Genomic DNA, 21,786 nt, shown 5'->3' with positions numbered 1-21,786 from the left:
GACGCGCGTGGTGGGCCGCACTCGACTGGGGGTACGCGGCACGCTGGCAGGTGCGCAGCTTGGGCCCGACCACCGCGGACGACTACCGGACCGGCGCCGGGCAGCCCGTCGTCGTGGTCCCCGGCGTCTACGAGACCTGGCACTTCATGCGGCCGCTGATGGACGCGCTCCACGACCGGGGGCACCCGGTGTACGTGCTGCCGGTCCTGCGGCACAACCTGCGGCCCGTGCCGGACTCGGCGCGCGAGGTGATCGCGACCTTGGAGGAACAGGACCTGCGGAACGTGCTCGTGCTCGCGCACAGCAAGGGCGGGCTCATCGGCAAGTACGCGATGACGCAGCTCGACCAGCACGAGCGGATCGACCGGATGGTCGCGGTGTCGACGCCCTTCGCGGGCTCGGTCTACGCGCGGCTCGCGCCGGTGCCGCACCTGCGGGCGTTCCGGGCGGCCGACCCGGTGCTGGCGGGGCTGGCGCGGGAACTCGACGCGAACGCGCGGATCACCTCGGTGTACGGGGTGTTCGACACGCTCATCCCCGAGGGCAGTGAGCTCCAGGGGGCGACGAACGTGCGGCTGCCGGTGGGAGGGCACTTCCGGATCCTCGGCGATGCGCGGACTCGGTCGGCGGTGCTGGCGGCGGCGGACCCGGGAGGGGGCGGCGGCTCCGGTTCCGGCTCCGGCGGCGGCGCTGGCGGTCTTTCGCGCTGAGCGACACTTCGTGGGCGCGCGACCACGTGAGGTGTCGGTCAGCGCGAAACGGCGCGGCAGCGGCGCGGCGCGGCAGCGTCAGCGCGGGCGGTCGCCGACGCTCGCGCGCTCGACGATCCGGTGTGGCACGACGACGGTCTCCGGCGCTGCCGCGCGGTCCGCGATCCGTCGGGTCAGCAGGTCGAGCGCCGCCGTCGCGAAGGCCCGACGGTCGAACGACACCGTGCTGAGCGACGGGATCGCGTACGCGGCCGCGTCGACGTCGTCGAACCCGATGACGCTGACCTGCTCGGGCACCCGGACACCGCGGGCGGCCAGGACGTGCAGCACCCCGAACGCGATCGAGTCGGTGAAGGCGAAGACGGCGTCGGGCAGGGGGTGCTCGTCGAGCCAGGCCGCGAAGGTCGTCGCCGCGGAACTCGTGGTCCACGACGGCAGCGGGACTCGGAGCGACGGGTCGGGCGTGATGCCGGCAGCGGCGAGCGCGGCGGTGTAGCCGCGTTCGCGGAGCTCGCTCGTCGCCGTCGCGGCACCGTCGGGTGATGCGCCGACGATCGCGATGCGCCGGTGCCCGTGGGCGATGAGGTGTTCGGTGACCTGCTCGGCCGCCGCGCGGCTGTCGACGTGCACCTGGTCGACGTGCTCGGGCTCGACCTCGCCGATGACGACGGTCGGCGGCAGCCCCTCGGTCGAGGCCAGGACGCTCGCGCTGAGGGACACCGGGTTGAGGATCAGCCCGTCCACCAGGTGTGCCCGGGCACGGGAGACCAGTTCGCGTTCGCGGGCCGGGTCGTTGCCCGTCTGCTCGAGCTGCACGACCCAGCCGCGTTCGCGGGCGAGTTCCACGAAGGACTGCGCGAGTTCGGCGGAGTAGGCGCTGCCCATCTCCGGCAGCGTCAACGCGATGGCTCCGGAGCGGCCGTTCCGGAGCCCGCGGGCGGACAGGTTCGGCACGTAGTCGAGCTCGGCGACCGCCCGCTCGACGCGTTCGCGGGTCTCCGGGCGCACGACCACGCCGCCGTTGACGACGTTGGAGACGGTCTTCGGGGACACCCCGGCGAGGGCGGCCACGTCCCGCACGGTTGCGCGCATCGGGACGAGCGTAGCGCGGGGCGGTGCTCAGTCCGCGACCGGCACCGGCACCGTCCTGCCCGTCCGCACCGACTCCTGCGCCGCCAGCACGATCGACAGCGTCCGGAGTCCGACCCCGACGTCCGGCTGCGGCTGCTCCCCGGACTCCACGGCCGCCAGGAACGTCCGGAGCATCGGCAGGTCGTGGTCGGGTCCGTACCGGAGCTCGATCGGACGGCCCCCGACCGCGTCGAGCCCGCGAGCAGCCGCTCCGAAGAAGTCCACCGACACCGTGCCACCGGTCCCGGCGACGTCGAGCGTCAGCCCACCCCACACCGGCGACGTGTCCGGTCGGCTCCACGAGCAGTCGATCGCCGCGATCGTGCCGTCGTCGTACGTGATGGTCACCAGGCCCGCGGTCTCGGCGTTCGCGCGGTCGGCGTGCAGCACCCGGTTGGCGACGGCGGTGACCGACACCGGCGCCGCTCCGGTCAGCCCGTCGATCAGGTCGGCGACGTGCACGACGTGGTCGACGAGGGCGCCGCCTCCGCTCAGCCGGACGTCGGTGAACCAGTCCCGGGCGAGCGGGAGCATGCCGTTGTTCGCGCCCCGCACCGAGAACACCGTGCCGAGTGCGCCCGAGTCCTGCGTCGCGCGCAGCCGGTCGAACGCCGAGGCGAAGCGCACCGGGAACGCCATCATCAGCAGCACCCCGGCGCGGTCCACCGCCTCGCGGATGGCGAGGCCGTCCTGCCACGAGGTCGCGAGCGGCTTCTCGCAGAGCACGTGTGCCCCCGCTGCCGCCGCGAGCTCGACGAACTCGCGGTGCCGCGCGTTCTCGCTCGTGACGATCACCGCGTCCGGACCCCAGTCGAGCAGCTCGTCGACGGAGTCCGCGTACCCGACGCCGAGCGCGCGTGCCAGTTCGGCTCCGCGCAGGTCGCCGAGTTCCGTCCCCGTCGAGGTGCCGTCCGGATCCGTGCCGTGCACCTCGACGTCGGGCATCGCCGCCAGGGCACCGAGGTAGCTGATGGCGTGCGTGTGGGCGAAGGAGAGCACCCCGACCCGGAGCGTCACCGCGACACCTCCACCGGCTGGCCGGACTCGATCGAGGCGATCGCCGCGTTCGCGATCCGCACCGCAGCGACGCCGTCGTCCACGGTCACCCGGGGCCGTGCACCGCCGTCGAACGCGGCGAGGAAGTCGGCGAGCTCCAGCGCGTACGGGTCGTCCGCCGGGTCGACCGTCGGTAGGAAACCGTCCACGGAAGCCGGTGCCGCCAGGTCACTCCGGGTGTCCTCCTCGGCCCGGGACGAGTGCGACAGGCTGCCGAGCGTTCCGGTCACCGAGTACTCGGTCGTGAAGGCGAGGTGCTGCGGCCCCCACAGTCCGGCGACGTGGCTGATCGCGCCCGACTCGTGCGTGAGCAGGACGTGCGCCGCCTCGACCGGCTCCGCCTCGGAACCCGCGTGGACGCTCACCGCCGACACCCGGGTCACCTCGCCCGCCACCCAGCGCGCGATGTCCAGGTCGTGGATCATCTGGTCCATCACGATCCCGCCCGACAGGGCGCGGTCGCCGAACCAGGGGACGTGGGTGGGGAAGGCGCCGGACCGCGAGAACCGCAACACCGCCAGGTCGCCCAGGAGGCCCGTGGTCGCGGCCTCGTGCAGGCGCGCGTACGCGGGGAACCAGCGCACGACCTGGGCCGGGTAGAGCTGCACGCCTGCGTCCGCAGCGCGGGCTGCCAGGTCCGCCGCGTCCCCGTCGGTCCGGGCCAGGGGCTTCTCGGAGACGACGTCCTTGCCGGCCGCGATCGCCGCACGGCCCACCTCGGCGTGGGCGTGCGTCGGGACCACCACATCGACGACGTCGACCACGGCGAGCAGCTCGTCGAGGCTGCCGGCGACGGTGATCGTGCTGCCCTCGGCCCGGGCGGTGTCGGTGAACGCGGCGACGAGTTCGTGGGCGCCCTCGCGAGCGTGCACTACCACGTCGCCCAGGCGGAGCAGCCCGGGCAGGTGGGCGACCGAGATGCCGCCCGCGCCGACGAGCCCGATGCGTTTGCGGGCGGGGGAGTCCGACTGCGACGTCATGGGGTCAGCGTAGGAGATGCGGTGGGACGAGGGGCACGGTCAGCCGAGCCAGCCAGGGGCGGCGAAGCGCTCCTCGAGCTCACGCAGCAGTCGGGTCGTGTGGAAGCCGTCGGCAGCCGCGTGGTTGACCTGCAGCGCCAGCGGCAGCCGCGTCCGGTCACCAGCGGTCCGGTACCCGCCGAGCGTGATGATCGGCAGCAGGTGGTCCCAGCCGTCGCGCACCTGCAACGAGAAGCCGGTGAACGATGCTCCCGGCAGGGTCGAGACGTCGAACACGTTGCCGGGCCGGTCGTCCTGCGGGAACATCCGGGTGTCGTCCCGGTACTGCGCCATCGTCGACACCGCGGCGTCGTGGAAGGTGCCGAAGTCCTCGTCGTACGGCACGACGAGGGCGGAGAACGTCTCGGTGTCCGCGTGGAACACGGTGAACATCGGGTGGACACGGTCCCACACGGCGGGGGAGCCGTCGTCCAGCAGCTGCATCCGGAACTCGTCGTGCCGGTTCACCACGGTCGCGATCGCCCAGAGCTGCGACGCGTAGGTCCGACGGCCGGTCGCTCGGACGCGCTCGACGAAGGCGGTGACGTCGAGTTCGACGGTCACCTCGTACGCGCACGGCACCCGGTGCCGGTAGTGCTCGAAGTGCTCCCGGCGGGGCCACTGGTCGACGTCGATCGCCCGGAGTTCGGTCATGGCTCCACCCTCGTGCGGGATCGCTTCCCTACGGTGGAGCCATGCCGACGCTCGAACGTGTTCCCGCCCTGGTCGCCACCGGATTCCTCGCGATCCCCGTCGCCGAAGCCCTCGTCGCGTTGCCGACCGAGGTCGTCATGAAGATCGAGGGGGCCCCGATCGACGCGGACCTCGCCGACACGGCCGCGTTCTCGGAGGCGTACGGCTACCCGCTGGCCGGCGGCGCGAACTGCATCGTCGTCGCAGGGAAGCGCGGCGACGAGGTCCGCTACGCCGCCTGCGTCGTCCTGGCATCGACGAAGCTCGACGTGAACCGGGTCGTGAAGCAACTGCTCGACGTCCGCAAGGCGAGCTTCGCTCCGATGGACGAAGCGGTCGAGCTGACCGGCATGGAGTACGGCGGCATCACCCCGATCGGGCTGCCGTCGTCGTGGCCGCTCTACATCGACGCGCGCGTCCTCGACGCTCCCGAGGTCGTCATCGGCGCCGGGCGCCGCGCCGCGAAGCTGTTCCTGCCCGGCGCCGCACTCACCGCGCTGCCGAACGTGACCGTGGTCGAGGGTCTGGCGACCGAACCGGTCAGTCCGACGGCCGGATGAGGCAGAACGGGTGCCCCGCGGGGTCGAGGTAGACGCGGAACGTCTCCGTGCCCGACCCCGTCGCCGTCGCACCGATCGCGAGCACCGCGGCCTCGCCGTCGTCGAGGTCGTCGACCTTCACGTCGAGGTGGCTCTGCTGCGGCACCGCCTGGCCGGGCCACTCCGGCGCCCGGTAGTCGTCGACCTGCTGGAACGCCAGGATCGGACGGTGGTCGGTGAACGGGAGGGCGAGCTCCGCCCAGTCCTCGTCGAAGCCGACGATCTCCCCGCCGAGCAGCTCGGCGTAGAAGCGGGCGAGGGCGCGGGTGTCCGGGCAGTCCAGGACGACGACGTCGAGTGTGCCGATCATGGCCGACACGGTAGACCCATCAGCGTGCGGCGGTCAGGGCCTTCGTGATCCGCTGCAACGAGACGGTCTCGGCGGTCCCGAGTGCCTGCGCGAACAGGCTGAGCCGGAACTCCTCGAGCATCCACCGTGCGTGCACGAGTTCCGGGTGCGCCCCGACCGCGGGCGGGAAGACACCGCCGGCATCGGTGTAGCGGTCGGTCGCCACGGTGACCTCGCGCATCCAGGTCGCGTCACGCCCGGGGTTCTGCAGCAGCTTCTGCACGCGGGCCTCGATGCCCTGCAGGTACACGCGGATGCGTCGCAGCCGGTCGAGCCCCGCGACGGCGACGAACCCGGGGAACACCAGGCGCTCCAACTGCTGCCGCATGTCGCTGAGGGCGGCGAGCAGCGACATCGAGTTCGCCTGCTTGAGTGCTCGTTCGGCGGAGCGCTGCGCGGCCAGGACGGCCGAGACCTCGGACACGGCGGTGAACATCGTGTCGACGACGGAGGCCGACACGGCATCGCGGACCGACTCGAACTCGGCCTTCGTGAAGACGAGGCCGTCCGGGTGGGCCCGACGGATGCCGGCGTCGACCACGGCGGCCAGGACGTCGTCGAACAGCGCGGCGGTCGACGGGTAGGGGCTGGCGGCGAGCGCGAGCTTCTCCTGCGCGGTCAGGTGCGACTGGATGTACGAAACGGGCGACGGCACCGCGTGCATCACCAGACGGCGGACCCCGGCAGGCATCCGGACGACGCGGTCGGACGGGGTGGCGAGCAACTGCACCCCGACGGTCGCCTTCGGACCCGTGCCTTCCTCGACCAGGGACGGGTACGCGCGGATGACGCCGCCCGCCTGCTTGGTGTCGAGGGTCTGCGGCAGGTCCTGGTCGGGCCAGGCGGTGAGTCCGGACTGTTCCAGCGGGCGACCGGCGCCGGCGGATGCGACGCGAGCCGCGCCTCCGGTCCGTCCCGCGCCCTTCGCCGTGGCGGAGGCGACGCTCTGCTGGGTCCGGTCCTTCAGTTTGGTCTGCAGGGCCGACAGGTCCTTGCCGGTCTCGACCCGGCGACCACGCTCGTCGACCACGGCCCACGTCGGCAGCAGGTGCGCGGGGACGCGGGACAGGTCGAAGTCGGACTCGGAGACCGGGACGTAGGTCATGCGCTGGATGGCCTTGGCGAGGGTGGCGCGGAACGACTCCGTCGGCTCGGTTGGGGCGTCGTCGGGCAGCTCGGCGACGATCTTCTCGGCCCAGTCGGCAGCGGGCACGACGTTCTTGCGGATCTGCTTCGGCAGCGACTTGATGAGCGCGGTGACGAGTTCCTTGCGGAGGCCGCGCACCTGCCAGTCGAAGCCCTCTTCACGCATCCGTGGTAGGAGCGCGAGGGGGACCTGCACGCTGACGCCGTCGTCCTGTGCGCCGGGCTCGAAGCGGTACTGGATGGCGAGACGCTGGTCGCCGCTCCGCCATTGGGTCGGGTACTCGACGTCGTCCTCGGCGGCCTCGGCCGCTGATTCGTCCAGCAGGTCCGACCGGCGCATCGTGAGCAGGTCCGGCTGCTCACGGCGGGTGGTGCGCCACCACCCCTCGAAGTCGCGGGTCGTGGCGACGTCGGCCGGGATGCGGGCGTCGTAGAACTCGTAGACTTTCTCGTCGTCGAGCAGGATGTCCCGGCGGCGGGTGCGTTCCTCGAGCTGCTCGAGTTCCTTGCGGAGCTTCCGGTTGGCGCGGTCGAAGGCCTGCTGCGATTCCCACTCACCCTCGACCAGGGCGTGCCGGATGAAGAGCTCGCGGGAGTGTTCCGGGTCGATCCGCGAGTACTGCACGCGGCGGCGCTGCACGATCGGGACGCCGAACAGGGTCACGCGCTCGTAGGCGACGACCGCCCCCTGCTTCTTCTCCCAGTGCGGTTCGCCGTAGGTGCGCTTGAGCAGGTCACCGGCGAGCGGCTCCACCCAGGCGGGGTCGATCCGGCCGACGGTCCGAGCGAACAACCGGCTCGTCTCGACGAGTTCGGCGGCCATCACGGCGTCCGGCTGCTTCTTCGCGAGCACGCTGCCCGGGAACACCACGAACCGGGTGTTCCGCGAGCCCAGGTAGTCGCGCTTCTCGCGGTCGCGCAGCCCGATCTGACTGAGGAGTCCGGAGAGCAGCGCGCGGTGCACGGCGTCGCCGTCGTCGGACCGGGTCTGCCCGACTCGGACGTCGACCTGCTTCGCGGCACGGGAGAGCTGCCGGTACAGGTCCTGCCACTCGCGGATGCGCAGGTAGTTCAGGAACTCGGCCTTGCACAGCCGGCGGAACGCGCTCGACGACAGTTCCTCCTGCTGCTCCTCGATGTGGTTCCAGAGGTTCAGCAGGGTCAGGAAGTCGCTCGTCGGGTCGGCGAAGCGGGCGTGCAGCTGGTCGGCGTGCGCACGCTTCTCGAGGGGCCGCTCGCGGGGGTCCTGGATGCTCAGGGCGCTGACGATGGCGATGACCTCGCGCCCGACGCCCTGCCGCCCGGCCTCGAGCACCATCCGACCGAGCCGGGGGTCGATCGGCAGCCGGGTCAGCTGTCGCCCGGACTTGGTGATGCGGCCGTCCTTGTCGACGGCGCGGAGCTCGCGGAGCAGGTCGAGGCCGTCCTTCACGCCCCGGCTGTCCGGCGGTTGCAGGAACGGGAACGACTCGATGTCCCCGAAGCCGAGCGAGATCATCTGCAGGATCACCGCGGCGAGGTTCGTGCGGAGGATCTCGGGGTCGGTGTACTCGGGGCGTCGGCCGAAGTCGTCTTCGGAGTAGAGCCGGATCGCGATGCCGGCACTCGTGCGGCCCGCTCGACCGGAGCGCTGACTGGCGCTGGCCTGCGAGATCGCCTCGATCGGCAGCCGCTGCACCTTGGCCCGCGGGGAGTACCGCGAGATGCGTGCCGTCCCCGTGTCGATCACGTACTTGATGCCGGGCACGGTCAGCGAGGTCTCGGCGACGTTCGTGGCGAGGACGACACGACGGCGGATGCCCGGGGTGTGGCGGCGCTCGAAGACCCGGTGCTGGTCGGCGGCAGACAGGCGGCCGTACAACGGCAGGACCTCGGTGCCCGGGTAGCGCTTGCCCTCGATCGCGTCCTGCGCGTCGCGGATCTCGTTCTCGCCGGACAGGAACACGAGCACGTCGCCCGGGTCCTCCTGCGCCAGCTCGTCGAGGGCGTCGGTGATGCCCTGCAGGGTGTCGCGGTCGTCGGCTGCGTTGCCGCTGTCACCGGTGCGGGAGTCGGACTCGTCGTCGGCGTCGTCGTCCTGGTCTTCGGCGACGAGGGGGCGGTACCGGATCTCGACCGGGTAGGTCCGGCCGGACACCTCGATGATGGGGGCGTCGTCGAAGTGCTTCGAGAACGACTCCGGGTCGATCGTCGCACTCGTGATGATGAGCTTCAGGTCGGGGCGACGGGGGAGCAGCCGCTTCAGGTAGCCAAGCAGGAAGTCGATCGTCAGGGACCGCTCGTGCGCCTCGTCGATGATGATCGTGTCGTACCGCTTCAGGTCGCGGTCGAAGTGGATCTCGTTCAGCAGGATGCCATCGGTCATCAGCTTCACGCGGGTCTCGGAGCTCACCTTGTCGGTGAAGCGGACCTGGTAGCCGACGAGTCCGCCGAGCTCCCCGCCGCCGAGTTCTTCCGCCACACGCTCGGCGATGGTCCGCGCCGCGATCCGGCGGGGCTGGGTGTGCCCGATGTGCTCACGACCGAGCTCGAGGCAGATCTTCGGCAGCTGCGTCGTCTTGCCCGAGCCGGTGGCCCCGGCGACGATGACCACCTGGTTGTCACGGATGGCAGCCGCGATGTCGTCCCGCCGCTGCGAGACCGGCAGTTCGGGCGGGTACGTGATGACGGGCAGCGGAGAAGACATGAGCATTCCAGGATACAGGCGCGCCGGGCGGGAGGCGCGTCAGGCGATCTGCTGGGCCAGGGCGTCCGCCGACCGGGACGGCAGTTCGCACACCCGGTCGTGGCAGACGTAGGCGGCAGGGTCGAGCACGTCGCGTCCCTCGAACACCGAGAACCCCGCCTCGGCCCAGTCGCGTGCCTGCTCCGGCGTCGTGGTGGCGACGACCGTACCGGGGCGCCGTCCGCGGTGTGCCACGGCACGCATCGGGTCGTCGGTGCCGCTCGTGACGACGACGATCTCGCGCGACGGCCGTTGCAGGGCGAGGGCGACACCGAGGGCATCCGCGTGACCGAGGGGTCGCTCGGTCCCGGTGCGGGCGCGGTCGGCGATGAGTCGTGCCGCGGCGACCCGCAGTGCCTCGTCGCCCGTCAGCGCCCCGAGCGTCGCGGCAGCCGACGCCAGCGCCACGGTGCCGGACCGCATCGCCGTCTGCGGCTGTTCGCCCGTGGCCGTCCCCGCCGCGGCCAGCACCGGGTCGACGTCGAAGCGCTCGGCCAGGCCGTCGTCGACGAGCGAACGTGCGACGGTCGCGTAGGAGACCTCGCCCGTCACCAGGGCCAGTTCGAGCAGCCCTTCGGCGAGCAGTCCGACGTCCTCGACGGTGGCCGGAGCAGAGGACGCCCCGCGCGGTGTGCTGGACCGCACCGTCACGTGGCCGTCCTGCACGTGGGCGGCGAGGACCGCGTCCGCCGCGCCCCGCGCGAGCGCGACGAGTACCGGGTCGCCGTGCCGTGCGCCGGCGATCGCGAGCCCCCGGATCGCCAGGCCGTTCCAGCCCGTGAGGACCTGGTCGTCCAGCGGTGGCGGGTCGAGCTGGGCGCGCTCGGCGATCGGCCGGCGGTACCACTCGCCCTCGACCCGACGGCCGTCGATGGTCGACTCGCTGTCCTGCGCGGCGACGAAGGCCCCGTCGGCACGGCGCAGGGTGTCCCGGAGGAAGTCGGCGATGCCGCGGGCCTGCTCGGCACGCGCGACCGCGAGCAGCCCCGCGTTGTCGTAGAGCATCCGTTCGTAGTGCGGCACGCTCCAGTCGCGCTTGGTTGCGTACCGGAAGACGCCGCCGTCGGCGTCGGTCAGCTCGGACGCGCGGATCGCGTGCAACGACCGGTCGAGCAGCCCGTCGGCCTCGGCGTCGCCGTCGGCCGCCGCGCCGGCGAGGAACTCGAGCAACGGTGTGCTCGGGAACTTCGGCGCGCCGCCGAAACCGCCGTAGGTGGTGTCCTCTGCCTGGGACAGCTGGTCCGTGACGGCCCGGATGGCATCGACGGACGGGAGGCCCGGGTCGGCTCCGGCACCGCCCTCGCCCGAGCGAGCGGTCGCGTCCGCCATGGCACCCTGCCGGATCGCCGTCGCGATGGCCGACGCGTTCGCGTCGACCTCGTGCCGACGCTCGGTCCAGGCGTCGAGCACCGCGGCCAGGATCTGCCGGAACGCCGGGACCTGCCCGACGGGAGTGGGTGGGAAGTACGTCCCCGCGAAGAAGACGTGGCCGTCGGGCGTCAGGAACGTCGTCAGTGGCCAGCCGAGCTGCTGCGTGAACGCACTCGCCGAGGCCATCAGGCTCGCGTCCACGTCCGGCCGTTCTTCGCGGTCGACCTTCACCGACACGAAGTCCCGCCGGAGCAGCTCACCGATCTCCGGGTCGGCGAAGCTCTCGCGCGCCATGACGTGGCACCAGTGGCACGTGGCGTACCCGACGGACACCAGCACCGGGACCCCGCGCTCGCGCGCTTCGGCGAACGCCTCGGGACCCCACTCGCGCCAGTCCACCGGGTTGTCGGCGTGCAGACGCAGGTAGGGGCTGACCGAGGTGCCGAGGCGGTTGTCGTTCATGCCTCCAGCGTGCCCGCCCCCGACTGGGCGGACCACCGCCCGGGGACAACTGTGGACGGAACGCCCACTCTGCACAGGCCGTGCGGGGAGATCAGCGCTCGAGCCACCCCGTGATCGACGCGAGCCGTGCGGCCACCTGGGCGGGGCTCTGGCCGTCGGTGTCCACCCGGGTGACCGTGTCCGCGGTGGCCGAGTCGAGCCTCCCGGCCGTCCGCGTGCTGTGCGCGAGCTGCGCCTGCGGGACCGCGCCACCCGCTCGTCGTGCGAGCCGGTCGGCGGTCGCGCCGTCGGATGCGCGGAGCAGGACGAGGCTGGCCAGCGGATCGTCGCCCATCGCTGCAGCGAGGCGCTCGTGCTCGAGCACGGACACGGTGTTCGTGTAGACGAGCCGGTGGTGCCCGATCGCCCGGTAGCCGGCCCAGATCGTGGCCAGGTTCCGCTCGGCCAGGCGCGCCTCGGGGTGTTCGACGTGCGGTGCCGGGTGCGCGAGGTCGAGCAGGTCGCCCTCGATCACCGCGTGCCGGACGTCCGCCGCGACGAGCAGGTCGTGCAGTGCCTCGGCGGCGGTGGACTTGCCCACGCCGGAACGTCCGCCGATGAACAGGACCTCGGACCGGAGCACCGTGTCACCCCAGGTTGAGGGAGAGGAGCGCGAGTGCGGCGTCCTCGGGGCCGTAGTCGAACATGTGCTCCCAGAACGGGTCGTCGGCCCACGGGACGTCGCCGTCGGCGGGCGTCGCGTGGGCGGTCTCGACCAGCCATGCCAGTTCCGGGGCGACGGCGGTCGCGAACTCCGGTGGTTCCCACCCGAGGGCGCGTGCCGCCGTGGTGTCGAGGACGAACGGCGGTCGTGACGACCACGGCGTGCCACCCACGAACGCGGGCGCGTCCTCGTCGAGCAGGACCTCGTCGAACCGGTGGTCCAGGTGTCCGCCGATCGTCCGCACGATCTCGAGCGCGGTCGGGGCCGAGGCATCCGCGACGTTGAGGATCCGGCGGTCCGGCGCGTCCGCGACGAGTCGGACGAGCGAACCGATGCCGCTCGCCGCCGTCGTGTGGTCGACGCCGCGGCCGTGGTCGGCGAGCAGGATGCGCTCCCGGCCGTCGAGCACACGGCGGACGACGAACCACTCCCGCGGGCGGCCGATGCCGACGCCGTACACCTTGGACGGGCGGAGCACCGTGACCGGAGCACCGTGGTCGAGCAGGACCTGCTCGGCGGCCACCTTCGCGGCGCCGTAGCCGTCACGACTCGTCGGGTCCCCGTCGCCGGCGGTGACGGTCGGCTGGATCTCGGTGACCGCGCCGCCGAACACCGGCTTGTCGAGCGAGTTCGCGTGCCGTCCCTGCTCGTCGGCGTACACCGACCTGGACGAGACGAAGACCGTCGAGCCGACGTCGTCGAGGAACGGCAGGAGCTGTTGGGCGTCGTCGCGGGTCAGGCCGACGGTGTCGACGAGCAGATCGGCTCCGGGGCGGAGCAGGTCGCGCAGGACGGACCGGTCGCGGCGGTCGCCGGGCGTGAACGTGGCACCGGAAGCGGTCAGCGCGTCCGCTGCGGGGCCGCCTCGGCGTGCGAGGACGTCCACCTGCCAGTCGTCGCCGCCCCTGCCCGAGGCGTCGAGGAGCTCCCGTGCGACGGCCGAGCCGATGCCGCCGGTGCCGCCGAGGATGACCGCGCGTCTGGTGCTCATGGTGCAACGGTAGTGCGGCGCGGCACGGCCGAGGGCCCTCGATCGGTTCCGTCAGGAGGCGAGCTGCTCGTGCCGCCACCAGTCGGCCAGCGAACCGTCGTAGACCTTCACCCGGTCGTGTCCGAGCACCGTCAGGGCGAGGGCGTCGACGCACGCGGCGCTGCCCACCCCGCAGTACGTGACGATCTCGTCGGCACCGATCACCGCGGCGAAGGCTCGCTCGAGCTCGGCGCCGCGCAGGTACGCGTTCGTCTCGGGGTCCACCAGGGTGTCCGCCGTGATCGGGGTGCTGCCCGGCACGATCGGCGGGTGGTCGTCACCGAGGGCCGCCCAGGGCGCGGCGAACACCAGGGATGCCGGCTCTTCGCCGGAGACCGCACGGGTGACCCGGTCGTGGTCGGCCCAGAGCGCACGTTCTTCGCCGGCCAGGAACGCACCGGCATCGGGGTCGGACGGCGTCGCGCGAGTGTGGAGTGCGCCCACGCGGACCGGGCGGCCCTCGTCGCGCCACTTCGTGAAGCCACCGTCGAGCACCGCGACCGAGTCGAAGCCGAACGAACGGAAGATCCACCACAGGCGTGCCGACCACTCGCCGACGCTGTCGTCGTAGACCACCACGGTCGAGGTGTTCGTCACGCCGAGCTGTGCCGCGGCGACCTCGAAGCGCTCGGCGCCGGGGCGGGTGAACGGGACGTCGGCGTCGGCGGCGGAGAAGTCGTCGATCAGGTCGGCGAAGCGGGCGCCGGGCACGTGGCCGCGCTGCTCGTGGGCGTCCCGCCCGGGGAGCCAGCTCGTGTCGAACCCGGCGCCGACCGTGTGCACCGAGGCGTCGAGCACGACGAGCTCGTCAGCACCGAGGTGGTCTGCGAGCCACTGCGTCGACACGAGTGGTGAGGTCAGGACGGGGGCCATGTCGCACACCATAATCCGCACCCCTGACGTGGGCCAGGGACGTGGACACACGGCGCAACCGCAGGCACCGAGTGCGTGCGCATCGATCGACGATGCACGCGTCGTTCGACAGGTGGATCGTCGTGGAACGGGTGTCGCCGCCCCCCACGCACGACGGCCCGCCCCGGCAGAACCGGAACGGGCCGAAGACGCGCAGCGAACCGCCAGCGTCAGTGCGCCGCGGCGGGGATGCTCCCGGTCGTGGCGGACCCGGCACGCGCGAGTCGCTCGACCCGCACCGACTGCCGGTTGATGAGCAGTCCGCCGGCCAGGGCGACGAGCACGAGCACGCCGGCCGAGATGCCGAACGCCACGTGGTACCCGTCGAGCGTGGCCTGGGCCTGCTGCAGCTTGGTCGGGGCGGCGGTCAGCCCGGACAGGCTGTTCGACACCACGTCGGCGAAGATCGTCGACAGCAGCGCCGTGCCGATCGAGCCACCGATCTGCTGCATGGTGTTGACCGTCGCCGAGGCGACACCGGCGTCGGCCCGGGCGACCCCGGTCGTCGCGGTGTTCATCGCGGACGAGAAGATCGTGCCCATGCCGAGGCCGATCACGATCAGCGCCGGCAGGACGGTGCCTGCGTAGGAGCTGTCCAGGTCGGTGCGGAGCAGCAGGAGGAGCCCGGTCGCGGCGACCAGCCCACCGGCGAAGATGAGCACCTTCGGCCCGACGCGCGGCAGCAGGCGGCCACCGATCTGCGTCGCCGAGATCATGATCGACAGCGGCATCGGCAGGAACGCGAGACCGGTCTGCAGCGAGCTGAAGCCGAGGGTCTGCTCCAGGTAGTAGGTCAGGAACAGGAAGATGCCGAACATGCCGATCGCGACGAGGCCGATCGCGATGAACGAGCCGCCGCGGTCACGGTCGAGCACGACGCGCAGGGGCAGCAGCGGGTGGGCGACGCGGGTCTCGATGAACACGAACGCGGCGATCAGCACGACACCGCCGGCGAGCATGGCGATCGTGACGGGGGAGTCCCAGCCGTTCGTCTCGGCGTTCGAGAAGCCGTAGACGACGCCGACCAGCCCGAGCGTGATGGTGATGACGCCGAGCACGTCGATGCGCGGACGCTCGACCTTCGGCGGCTTCTCCATGAAGACGAGTGCGCCGATCACGCCGAGCACGGCGAAGACGACGTTGACGTAGAGGCACCAGCGCCACGAGGCGTACTCGGTCAGCACGCCGCCGAGCAGCAGGCCGATGGCCGCACCCGAGCCGGCGATGGACCCGAAGATGCCGAACGCGCGACCGCGTTCCTTGGGGTCGCGGAACGTGGTGGTCAGCATGCCGAGTGCGGACGGGGCGAGCAGCGCGCCGAAGACACCCTGGAGTGCGCGGGCCGCGACGAGCAGGCCGAACGAGTCGGCGAGGCCACCGAGCACCGAGGCGACGGCGAAGCCGACGAGCCCGATGATGAAGGTGTTCTTGCGCCCGAACAGGTCGCCGAGGCGACCGCCGAGCAGCAGCAGCGAACCGAAGGCCAGCGAGTACGCGGTGACGATCCACTGTCGCTGGTCGGTGCCGAAGTCCAGGTCGGCCTGGGCCGAGGGCAGGGCGATGTTCACGATGGTCGCGTCGAGCACGACCATCAGCTGTGCGAGGGCGATGACCGCCAGGGCGATCCAGCGGTGGTTGCTCTTGGCGGGGGTGGTGCCCGGAGTCGTGGGTGCTGTCCCGGTGGGGGTCGGCACGGTGTGTTCTGCCGTCACGGCAGCCTCCTTCGAGAAGGTTGGAGGGTGGGGTGGAGGTGCGCGCCGTCGGGCACTCCCGAGATGTGGTGGTGACGAAACCGGATGCGAGGCATCCGTTTGTGGTCAGTGTAGACCGAAACGGAAGGAGGGCATCCACTTGTTCCCAGAAAGTGCAACTACGGTCGGATCGTGAGCACCACCGAGTCCGCGTCCGACCTCGAGCGACCGCTGCGCGCCGACGCAGCGCGCAACCGCGAGCTGATCCTGCAGACGGCACGCAAGTGCTTCGCGGAGCGCGGGCTCTCCGTCACGTTGAACGACATCGCGCACGAGGCCGGCGTCGGGGTCGGCACCGTCTACCGACGGTTCGCCGACAAGGACTCCCTGATCGAGGCGCTGCTCGCCACCAAGTTCGAGGCCATGAACGACGCCGCAGCGCGCGCCGCGGACGTGTCCGACCCGCGCGAGGCGCTCCGGGTGTACCTGATGGGCGTCTTCGCGTTCCGTGCACGCGACCGCGCCCTCGCCGACGCCATCGTCCGTGCCGGCAAGGCCCGTCCGTCCATCGTGCAGGAGCGCGACCGGCTCGAACGCCAGGTCGCCGCGATCATCGGCCGTGCCGAGACCGCCGGCGTCGTCCGCCCCGGCTTCGACTACCGGGACCTGCCGATGCTCACCGCGATGGTCGGTGCGGTCGCCGACGCCACCCGCGAACACGACCCTGATGCCTGGCGCCGCTACGCGGAACTCCTGATCCAGGGCGTCCTGCCGGGCACGGACGACACCGCGCCGATGCTCGGCGACCCGCTGGACCGCGAGTCGATCGAGCGCGCGCTGCACGCGCAGTCCTGACCACGGACCGGCTGGAGGCCCGTGGCGGCGCCGCCACGGGCCTCCAGTCCGGACGTGGTCGCCACCAGAGCGCCCAGCGCGACGAGCGCGGCGAGCCCGGTCAGACCTGCCAGCCCTGCCGGACCGGCTACAACCAGCTGGGGATCCAGTAGTGCGACCGGACGAAGTCCCACGGCACCTGCATCGCCGTCCACATCGGGTACCAGTAGACCGAGGCCAGCACGACGACGCCCAGGTACACGCCGACCCACAGGATCGCCCGCGACCGTCGTGACCGTTCGTCGCTCCGCCTGCCGAGCACCAACCCGATCGCGGCGGCCAGTGCCATCACCATGTAGGGCTCGAAGGCGATCGTGTAGAACTGGAACACCGTCCGGTCGACGTACATCAGCCAGGGCAGGTACCCCGCCGCGACGCCGAGCAGGACGAAGCCGTACTCCCACTTCCGGCGCAGGACCCAGAGCACGAGCAGCGCCACCGTCGCGATGACCGAGGCGTACCAGATGAACGGGTTCGCGATGCCGGTGATCGCCTCGCCGCAGCGGTTCGCCCAGCAGCCGTCCTGCCCGGCGTCCGTGCCGACGTAGAACATCGACGTGGGGCGCTGCATCACGAGCCAGAGCAGTGGGTTCGCCTGGTACGAGTGCGGGGTGTGCAGCCCGATGTTGAAGGCGTAGATCTCCGACTGGTAGTGCCACCAGTTCTGCAGGCTGTCCGGCACCCAGGCGAGCAGCCCGGTCCAGCGGTCGCCGCCCGAGGACAGCCAGTTGCGGTCCCAGCCGTCCTTCGACACGAACCAGCCGGTCCACGACGCCACGTAGGTCACCGCGGCGATCGGCACGGTCAGCAGGAACGACACCGGTGCCTGCTGCAGCAGCGCGCTCGACGACCAGAACTCGACCCCGGCGCGGCGGCGCATCATCATGTCGCTGAGCACGGAGTACACGGCGAAGAACGCCAGGAAGTACACGCCCGACCACTTCGTCGCCGCTGCCAGGCCCAGGGCCAGGCCCATCGCGAACAACCACGGCCGCCACCAGAACACCGGCCCCCACAGGGTGGTCCGCCCGGCGGCGGCGCGGGCGGCGACCCACTCGTCGAGCCGCCGTTGACCCTGCCGTCGGTCGAGCAGCAGCGCCCCGAACCCGAGGATGACGAAGAAGGTCAGGATCCCGTCGAGGAGCGTCACCCGCGACATCACGATCGCCTGCCCGTCGATCGCGAGCAGGAAGCCGGCGAGCGTGCCGATCATCGTCGAACGGAACAGCGACCGGGCGATCACGGCGGTGAGGAACACCGTCGCGATACCGAGCACGGCCACCGTGAAGCGCCAGCCGAACGAGTTGTCCGCCCCGAACAGCAGCATCCCGAGGCCGATGAGGTACTTGCCGAGCGGCGGGTGCGCGATGAACTCCGCGGCACTCGTGAAGACGTCCGTCTCACCGCGGACGAACCGGTCGTCGGTCGTCGGGGCGGTGTCACCGCTCGGGTTCGCGGGCCAGGTGCCCTCGTACCCGAGGTGCACGATCGACCAGCCGTCCTTGACGTAGTACGTCTCGTCGAACACGAGCGAGTGCGGGTTGCCGAGGTTCACCAGTCGCAGCACGGCGGCGAGGAGCGTCACCGCGAGCGGACCCGTCCACCGCCACACGGCGACGCGCTGCGACGTGGAGAGCACCCGCCCCCACCAGTCGTCCAGGCGCGAGCCGACCGGCCCGTCGGGCACGGCCGTGCGGTCGTCGGTCAGCTCGCTGGTCATCGCTGAGCATCCTACGGATCGACCACATGTCCCCGCTGCGACGGGGCTGCTCGCGCCGACGCAGCCGCCCCGCGGCCGCCCCGGGGCCGCGCTGGCGTCGCGGTGCGGGGACAATGGGTGCGTGATCGTCCTCGCAGCAACGCCCATCGGCAACCTCGGGGACGCCTCGCGCCGTCTCGTCGAGACCCTCTCCAACGCCACGGTCGTCGCGGCGGAGGACACCAGGACCGCCATCCACCTGATGCGCGCCCTCGGCATCGAGAACCGTCCGCGGCTCATCGCCCTGCACGAGCACAACGAGCGGGCGAAGGCGTCCGAGGTCGTCGAGCTCGCCCGCGACGAGGACGTCGTGGTCCTGACCGACGCCGGCATGCCCGCGATCAGCGACCCCGGCTTCCCCCTCGTCGAGGCCGCCGCGGCCGCCGGGGTCACCGTCACCGCCCTGCCCGGGCCGTCGGCCGTGCTCATGGCGCTCGCCGTGTCCGGGCTGCCCACCGACCGCTTCACGTTCGAGGGGTTCCCGACCCGCAAGGCCGGGGAGCGCCGCCGGGCGTTCCAGGCGCTGGCGGGGGAGCAGCGGACGATGGTGTTCTTCGAGTCACCGCACCGGCTGGCCGAGACCCTGGCGGACATGGCCGTCGGGTTCGGGGACGACCGACGCGCCGCGGTCTGCCGTGAGCTCACGAAGCTGTACGAAGAGGTCCGTCGCGGGCCGCTGGACGAACTCGTCGCGTGGGCGTCCGAAGGGGTGCGGGGCGAGATCTGCATCGTCGTCGCGGGCGCCGCGGAGGCCACCGAAGAAGCCACGCTCGACGACGGCGTGCGCCTGGTGCTCGAGCGGGTGGCCGCCGGCATGCGCATGAAGGAGGCCGCCGCGGCGGTCGCGGACGCGACCGGGCTGTCGAAGCGGGACCTCTACGAAGGGGCGCTCGCGGCGCGCTGAGCGGGGCTCGTCACGTTCGCGTCCGCCGGTCTGGAGGCGCGGGGCGGGCCCGTCACGGGCCTCCCGGACCCGGTTCTCCACAGTCCACCGCCGCACGCGTCATCAGGGTTCGGTGCGCCCGTAGGATGGTCCGCATGTCCGCCGGGTCCTCGTTCAGCATCACCACGCCGATCTTCTACGTGAACGACGTGCCCCACATCGGGCACGCCTACACCGAGGTCGCCGCGGACTTCCTCGCGCGCTGGCACCGGCAGCGCGGTGACGACACCTGGCTGCTCACCGGCACCGACGAGCACGGGCAGAAGATCCTGCGCACCGCCTCGGCGAACGACGTCTCGCCCAAGGAATGGGCCGACCGGCTGGTCAACGACGCCTGGAAGCCACTGCTCGACACGGTCGACGTCGCGAACGACGACTTCATCCGCACCACTGACGAACGGCACGAGCGCGGCGTGACGGCGTTCCTGCAGAAGCTGTACGACGACGGCTTCATCTACGCCGGCGAGTTCGAGGGCTTCTACTGCGTGGGCTGCGAGGAGTACAAGCAGCCGAGCGACCTGGTCGCCGGTACGGGTGCGTACGAGGGCCAGCAGGTCTGCGCGATCCACTCGATCCCGGTCGAGGTGCTGGCCGAGCGCAACTACTTCTTCCGGATGTCCGACTTCGAGCAGCGCCTGCTCGACCTGTACGAGTCGAACCCGCTGTTCATCCAGCCGGAGAGCGTCCGCAACGAGATCATCTCGTTCGTCAAGCAGGGGCTCCGCGACCTGTCGATCTCGCGTTCCAGCTTCGACTGGGGCATCACGATCCCGTGGGACAGCGACCACGTGCTGTACGTGTGGTTCGACGCCCTGCTCAACTACGTCACGGCGCTCGGCTACGGCACCGACGACGACGAGGCCTTCAAGCGCCTCTGGCCGAGCGTGCACATCGTCGGCAAGGACATCGCCCGCTTCCACGCCGTCATCTGGCCGGCGATGCTCATGGCCGCCGGACTGCCGGTGCCGGAGCGCGTCTTCGGCCACGGCTGGCTGCTCGTCGGCGGCGAGAAGATGTCCAAGTCGAAGCTGACCGGCATCGCGCCGTCGGAGATCACCGACACGTTCGGGTCCGACGCCTTCCGCTACTACTTCCTGCGCGCCATCACCTTCGGGCAGGACGGCAACTTCAGCTGGGAAGACATCTCGGCGCGCTACCAGGCCGAGCTCGCGAACGGCTACGGCAACCTGGCGTCGCGCCTGGTCGCGATGCTGCAGAAGTACTGCGACGGCGAAGTTCCGGCGCGTGGCGAACTGACCGAATCCGACCAGACGATCGACGCCCTGGCCGTGTCGGTCACCGAGCGTGCCGACGCCGCCATCGCCGCCTTCGCCCCGCACGAGGCGATCGCGAGCGTGTGGGAGCTCGTCGACGCCCTGAACGGCTACATCACCGAGCAGGCGCCCTGGGCCCTGGCGAAGGACGACGCCAACCGCGAGCGCCTCGGCACGGTCCTGACCACCGCGCTCCGCGGCCTCGGCACCGTCACCGTCCTGCTGTCCCCGGTCATGCCGAAGGCGACCGAGAAGCTCTGGGCCTCGATCGGCGCCGGCGGGTCCGTCGCCGAGCAGCGGGTCGACCGCGCGTTCGAGTGGCAGGGTGCGTCGCACGTGGTGCCGCTCGAGAGCGGGCTGTTCCCCCGGATCGAGCAGGTCTCCGCGTGACCGACGCCGAGTCGCACGTCCGGTCCCGCGGTGACGGGGCGTCCGGTGGCTCGAAGCGCGACCTGACGTACCCGCCGCTGCCGCAGGCGCTCGTCGTGCCGGTGTACGACAACCACACCCACATGGAGATCGCCGACGGTGTCGGCGACGGGGGTGACGGTCCGCTCGAGTACCGCGAGCACCTCGACCGCGCCTCGAGCGTCGGCGTGCGCGGTGTCGTGCAGGTCGGCACCGACCTCGCCACCTCGGAGTGGTCCGCGTCGATCGCCGCCCGGGAGCCCCGGGTCCTGGCGGCCGTCGCGCTGCACCCGAACGAAGCGCCCGTGCTGCAGGAACAGGGGCTGCTCGACGAGCACCTCGCCGGCATCGAACGGCTCGCCGCGCTGCCGCGGGTCCGGGCGATCGGTGAGACCGGCCTCGACTTCTTCCGCACCGGCGAGGACGGCCGTGACGCCCAGGTCCGTTCGTTCGAGGAGCACATCCGCATCGCGAAGGAGCACGACCTCGCGCTGACGATCCACGACCGCGACGCGCACGACGCCGTGGTCGAGGTCCTCGACCGCGTGGGTGCCCCGGAACGCACCGTCTTCCACTGCTTCTCCGGCGGGCCGGACCTCGCCCGGCTCTGCGCCGAGCGCGGCTGGTACATGTCCTTCGCCGGCACCGTGACGTTCAAGAACGCCGCACTGCTGCGTGAAGCCCTGGTCGTCGCCCCGCGGCACCTGATCATGATCGAGACCGACGCACCGTTCCTGACGCCCACCCCGTTCCGTGGCCGCCCGAACGCGCCGTACCTCATCCCGCTCACCCTGCGGTCGATGGCGGAGACGCTCGGCACGGACGCCTCGATGCTCGCGGCCCAGATCGCCTCGAACACCGAGCTCGTCTACGGCGCGTGGGACGCCGAGCCCGTGACGGTGGACGAGTAG

The 21,786-nt window shown here is 71.6% G+C and carries 18 protein-coding genes; 6 read left to right on the top strand and 12 right to left on the bottom strand.

The features are described 5' to 3' along the window. Positions 1–50: 50 nt before the first annotated feature. Positions 51–710, top strand: a complete 660-nt coding sequence (locus tag DEJ04_RS12560) for an alpha/beta hydrolase (protein WP_309148017.1) — start codon at positions 51–53, stop codon at positions 708–710. Between the two features lie 78 nt (positions 711–788). On the opposite strand, the gene DEJ04_RS12555 is transcribed toward DEJ04_RS12560, so the two are convergent. The 4 genes from DEJ04_RS12555 to DEJ04_RS12540 are packed head-to-tail and all read right to left on the bottom strand — an operon-like array spanning position 789 to position 4,570. Continuing rightward, positions 789–1,802 (bottom strand): LacI family DNA-binding transcriptional regulator, encoded by a 1,014-nt coding sequence (locus DEJ04_RS12555; protein WP_111047276.1) that lies wholly within the window; start codon positions 1,800–1,802, stop codon positions 789–791. A gap of 27 nt (positions 1,803–1,829) precedes the next feature. Beyond that, on the bottom strand, positions 1,830–2,858 hold the full coding sequence (locus DEJ04_RS12550) for a Gfo/Idh/MocA family protein (RefSeq protein WP_111047275.1): 1,029 nt from the start codon (positions 2,856–2,858) through the stop codon (positions 1,830–1,832). Further along, a complete protein-coding gene (locus DEJ04_RS12545; protein WP_111047274.1) occupies positions 2,855–3,877 on the bottom strand; it encodes a Gfo/Idh/MocA family protein in 1,023 nt (340 codons plus the stop codon). Before DEJ04_RS12545 ends, DEJ04_RS12550 begins: the two co-directional genes overlap by 4 nt. 39 nt (positions 3,878–3,916) lie before the next feature. Continuing rightward, complete coding sequence (locus DEJ04_RS12540; RefSeq protein ID WP_111047273.1) at positions 3,917–4,570, bottom strand: CatA-like O-acetyltransferase; 654 nt, start codon at positions 4,568–4,570, stop codon at positions 3,917–3,919. A gap of 41 nt (positions 4,571–4,611) precedes the next feature. Here DEJ04_RS12540 and DEJ04_RS12535 point away from each other — a divergent pair, with 41 nt between their 5' ends. Then, positions 4,612–5,169: a YbaK/EbsC family protein gene (locus DEJ04_RS12535; protein ID WP_071246993.1), complete on the top strand. Its 558-nt coding sequence runs from the start codon at positions 4,612–4,614 to the stop codon at positions 5,167–5,169. On the opposite strand, the gene DEJ04_RS12530 is transcribed toward DEJ04_RS12535, so the two are convergent. The 7 genes from DEJ04_RS12530 to DEJ04_RS12500 all read right to left on the bottom strand — a co-directional run bounded on the left by DEJ04_RS12530 (position 5,150) and on the right by DEJ04_RS12500 (position 15,618). Then, positions 5,150–5,518 carry a VOC family protein gene (locus tag DEJ04_RS12530; RefSeq protein WP_110860834.1) on the bottom strand — a complete coding sequence of 123 codons (369 nt, stop codon included), beginning with the start codon at positions 5,516–5,518 and terminating at the stop codon, positions 5,150–5,152. The two genes, DEJ04_RS12535 and DEJ04_RS12530, sit on opposite strands and share 20 nt — an antisense overlap. Positions 5,519–5,537: 19 nt before the next feature. Next, entirely contained in the window at positions 5,538–9,389 is a 3,852-nt protein-coding gene (gene hrpA, locus DEJ04_RS12525) for an ATP-dependent RNA helicase HrpA (RefSeq protein ID WP_111047272.1), read from the bottom strand. A 39-nt stretch (positions 9,390–9,428) separates the two neighbouring features. Then, positions 9,429–11,261, bottom strand: coding sequence for a thioredoxin domain-containing protein (locus DEJ04_RS12520; RefSeq protein WP_111047271.1), 1,833 nt, complete (start codon positions 11,259–11,261; stop codon positions 9,429–9,431). Between the two features lie 91 nt (positions 11,262–11,352). Beyond that, positions 11,353–11,883, bottom strand: coding sequence for an AAA family ATPase (locus DEJ04_RS12515; protein WP_111047270.1), 531 nt, complete (start codon positions 11,881–11,883; stop codon positions 11,353–11,355). Between the two features lie 4 nt (positions 11,884–11,887). Further along, positions 11,888–12,955, bottom strand: coding sequence for an NAD(P)-dependent oxidoreductase (locus tag DEJ04_RS12510; RefSeq protein WP_111047269.1), 1,068 nt, complete (start codon positions 12,953–12,955; stop codon positions 11,888–11,890). A gap of 51 nt (positions 12,956–13,006) precedes the next feature. Continuing rightward, positions 13,007–13,867, bottom strand: coding sequence for a sulfurtransferase (locus tag DEJ04_RS12505; protein WP_171907880.1), 861 nt, complete (start codon positions 13,865–13,867; stop codon positions 13,007–13,009). 209 nt (positions 13,868–14,076) lie between these two features. After that, positions 14,077–15,618, bottom strand: a complete 1,542-nt coding sequence (locus DEJ04_RS12500; protein ID WP_027466052.1) for an MFS transporter — start codon at positions 15,616–15,618, stop codon at positions 14,077–14,079. Between the two features lie 171 nt (positions 15,619–15,789). On the opposite strand from DEJ04_RS12500, the gene DEJ04_RS12495 reads away from it, so the two are divergent. Continuing rightward, complete coding sequence (locus tag DEJ04_RS12495; protein ID WP_111024668.1) at positions 15,790–16,452, top strand: TetR/AcrR family transcriptional regulator; 663 nt, start codon at positions 15,790–15,792, stop codon at positions 16,450–16,452. Between the two features lie 127 nt (positions 16,453–16,579). Here the strand turns inward: DEJ04_RS12495 and DEJ04_RS12490 are convergent, their stop codons facing one another. Further along, entirely contained in the window at positions 16,580–18,211 is a 1,632-nt protein-coding gene (locus tag DEJ04_RS12490; RefSeq protein WP_111047267.1) for a dolichyl-phosphate-mannose--protein mannosyltransferase, read from the bottom strand. 121 nt (positions 18,212–18,332) lie between these two features. Between DEJ04_RS12490 and rsmI the strand changes: the two genes are divergently transcribed. The 3 genes from rsmI to DEJ04_RS12475 all read left to right on the top strand — a co-directional run bounded on the left by rsmI (position 18,333) and on the right by DEJ04_RS12475 (position 21,786). Beyond that, positions 18,333–19,154, top strand: a complete 822-nt coding sequence (rsmI, locus tag DEJ04_RS12485; protein ID WP_111038303.1) for a 16S rRNA (cytidine(1402)-2'-O)-methyltransferase — start codon at positions 18,333–18,335, stop codon at positions 19,152–19,154. A 134-nt stretch (positions 19,155–19,288) separates the two neighbouring features. Beyond that, on the top strand, positions 19,289–20,857 hold the full coding sequence (gene metG, locus DEJ04_RS12480; protein ID WP_111047266.1) for a methionine--tRNA ligase: 1,569 nt from the start codon (positions 19,289–19,291) through the stop codon (positions 20,855–20,857). Then, on the top strand, positions 20,854–21,786 hold the full coding sequence (locus DEJ04_RS12475; protein WP_110862405.1) for a TatD family hydrolase: 933 nt from the start codon (positions 20,854–20,856) through the stop codon (positions 21,784–21,786). Before metG ends, DEJ04_RS12475 begins: the two co-directional genes overlap by 4 nt.

This window comes from Curtobacterium sp. MCLR17_044 (assembly GCF_003234435.1).
Taxonomy (GTDB): domain Bacteria; phylum Actinomycetota; class Actinomycetes; order Actinomycetales; family Microbacteriaceae; genus Curtobacterium; species Curtobacterium flaccumfaciens.
Note: the sequence above shows the minus strand (reverse complement) of the source record. Positions and strands in the feature narration are given on the sequence as shown.

Bases quoted from the DNA above. Each gene is read 5' to 3' on its own strand.
- DEJ04_RS12555 (WP_111047276.1), bottom strand. From the start codon at position 1,802: ATGCGCGCAACCGTGCGGGACGTGGCCGCCCTCGCCGGGGTGTCCCCG.
- DEJ04_RS12545 (WP_111047274.1), bottom strand. From the start codon at position 3,877: ATGACGTCGCAGTCGGACTCCCCCGCCCGCAAACGCATCGGGCTCGTC.
- DEJ04_RS12540 (WP_111047273.1), bottom strand. From the start codon at position 4,570: ATGACCGAACTCCGGGCGATCGACGTCGACCAGTGGCCCCGCCGGGAG.
- DEJ04_RS12535 (WP_071246993.1), top strand. From the start codon at position 4,612: ATGCCGACGCTCGAACGTGTTCCCGCCCTGGTCGCCACCGGATTCCTC.
- DEJ04_RS12530 (WP_110860834.1), bottom strand. From the start codon at position 5,518: ATGATCGGCACACTCGACGTCGTCGTCCTGGACTGCCCGGACACCCGC.
- hrpA (WP_111047272.1), bottom strand. From the start codon at position 9,389: ATGTCTTCTCCGCTGCCCGTCATCACGTACCCGCCCGAACTGCCGGTC.
- DEJ04_RS12520 (WP_111047271.1), bottom strand. From the start codon at position 11,261: ATGAACGACAACCGCCTCGGCACCTCGGTCAGCCCCTACCTGCGTCTG.
- DEJ04_RS12510 (WP_111047269.1), bottom strand. From the start codon at position 12,955: ATGAGCACCAGACGCGCGGTCATCCTCGGCGGCACCGGCGGCATCGGC.
- DEJ04_RS12505 (WP_171907880.1), bottom strand. From the start codon at position 13,867: ATGGCCCCCGTCCTGACCTCACCACTCGTGTCGACGCAGTGGCTCGCA.
- DEJ04_RS12490 (WP_111047267.1), bottom strand. From the start codon at position 18,211: ATGACCAGCGAGCTGACCGACGACCGCACGGCCGTGCCCGACGGGCCG.
- metG (WP_111047266.1), top strand. From the start codon at position 19,289: ATGTCCGCCGGGTCCTCGTTCAGCATCACCACGCCGATCTTCTACGTG.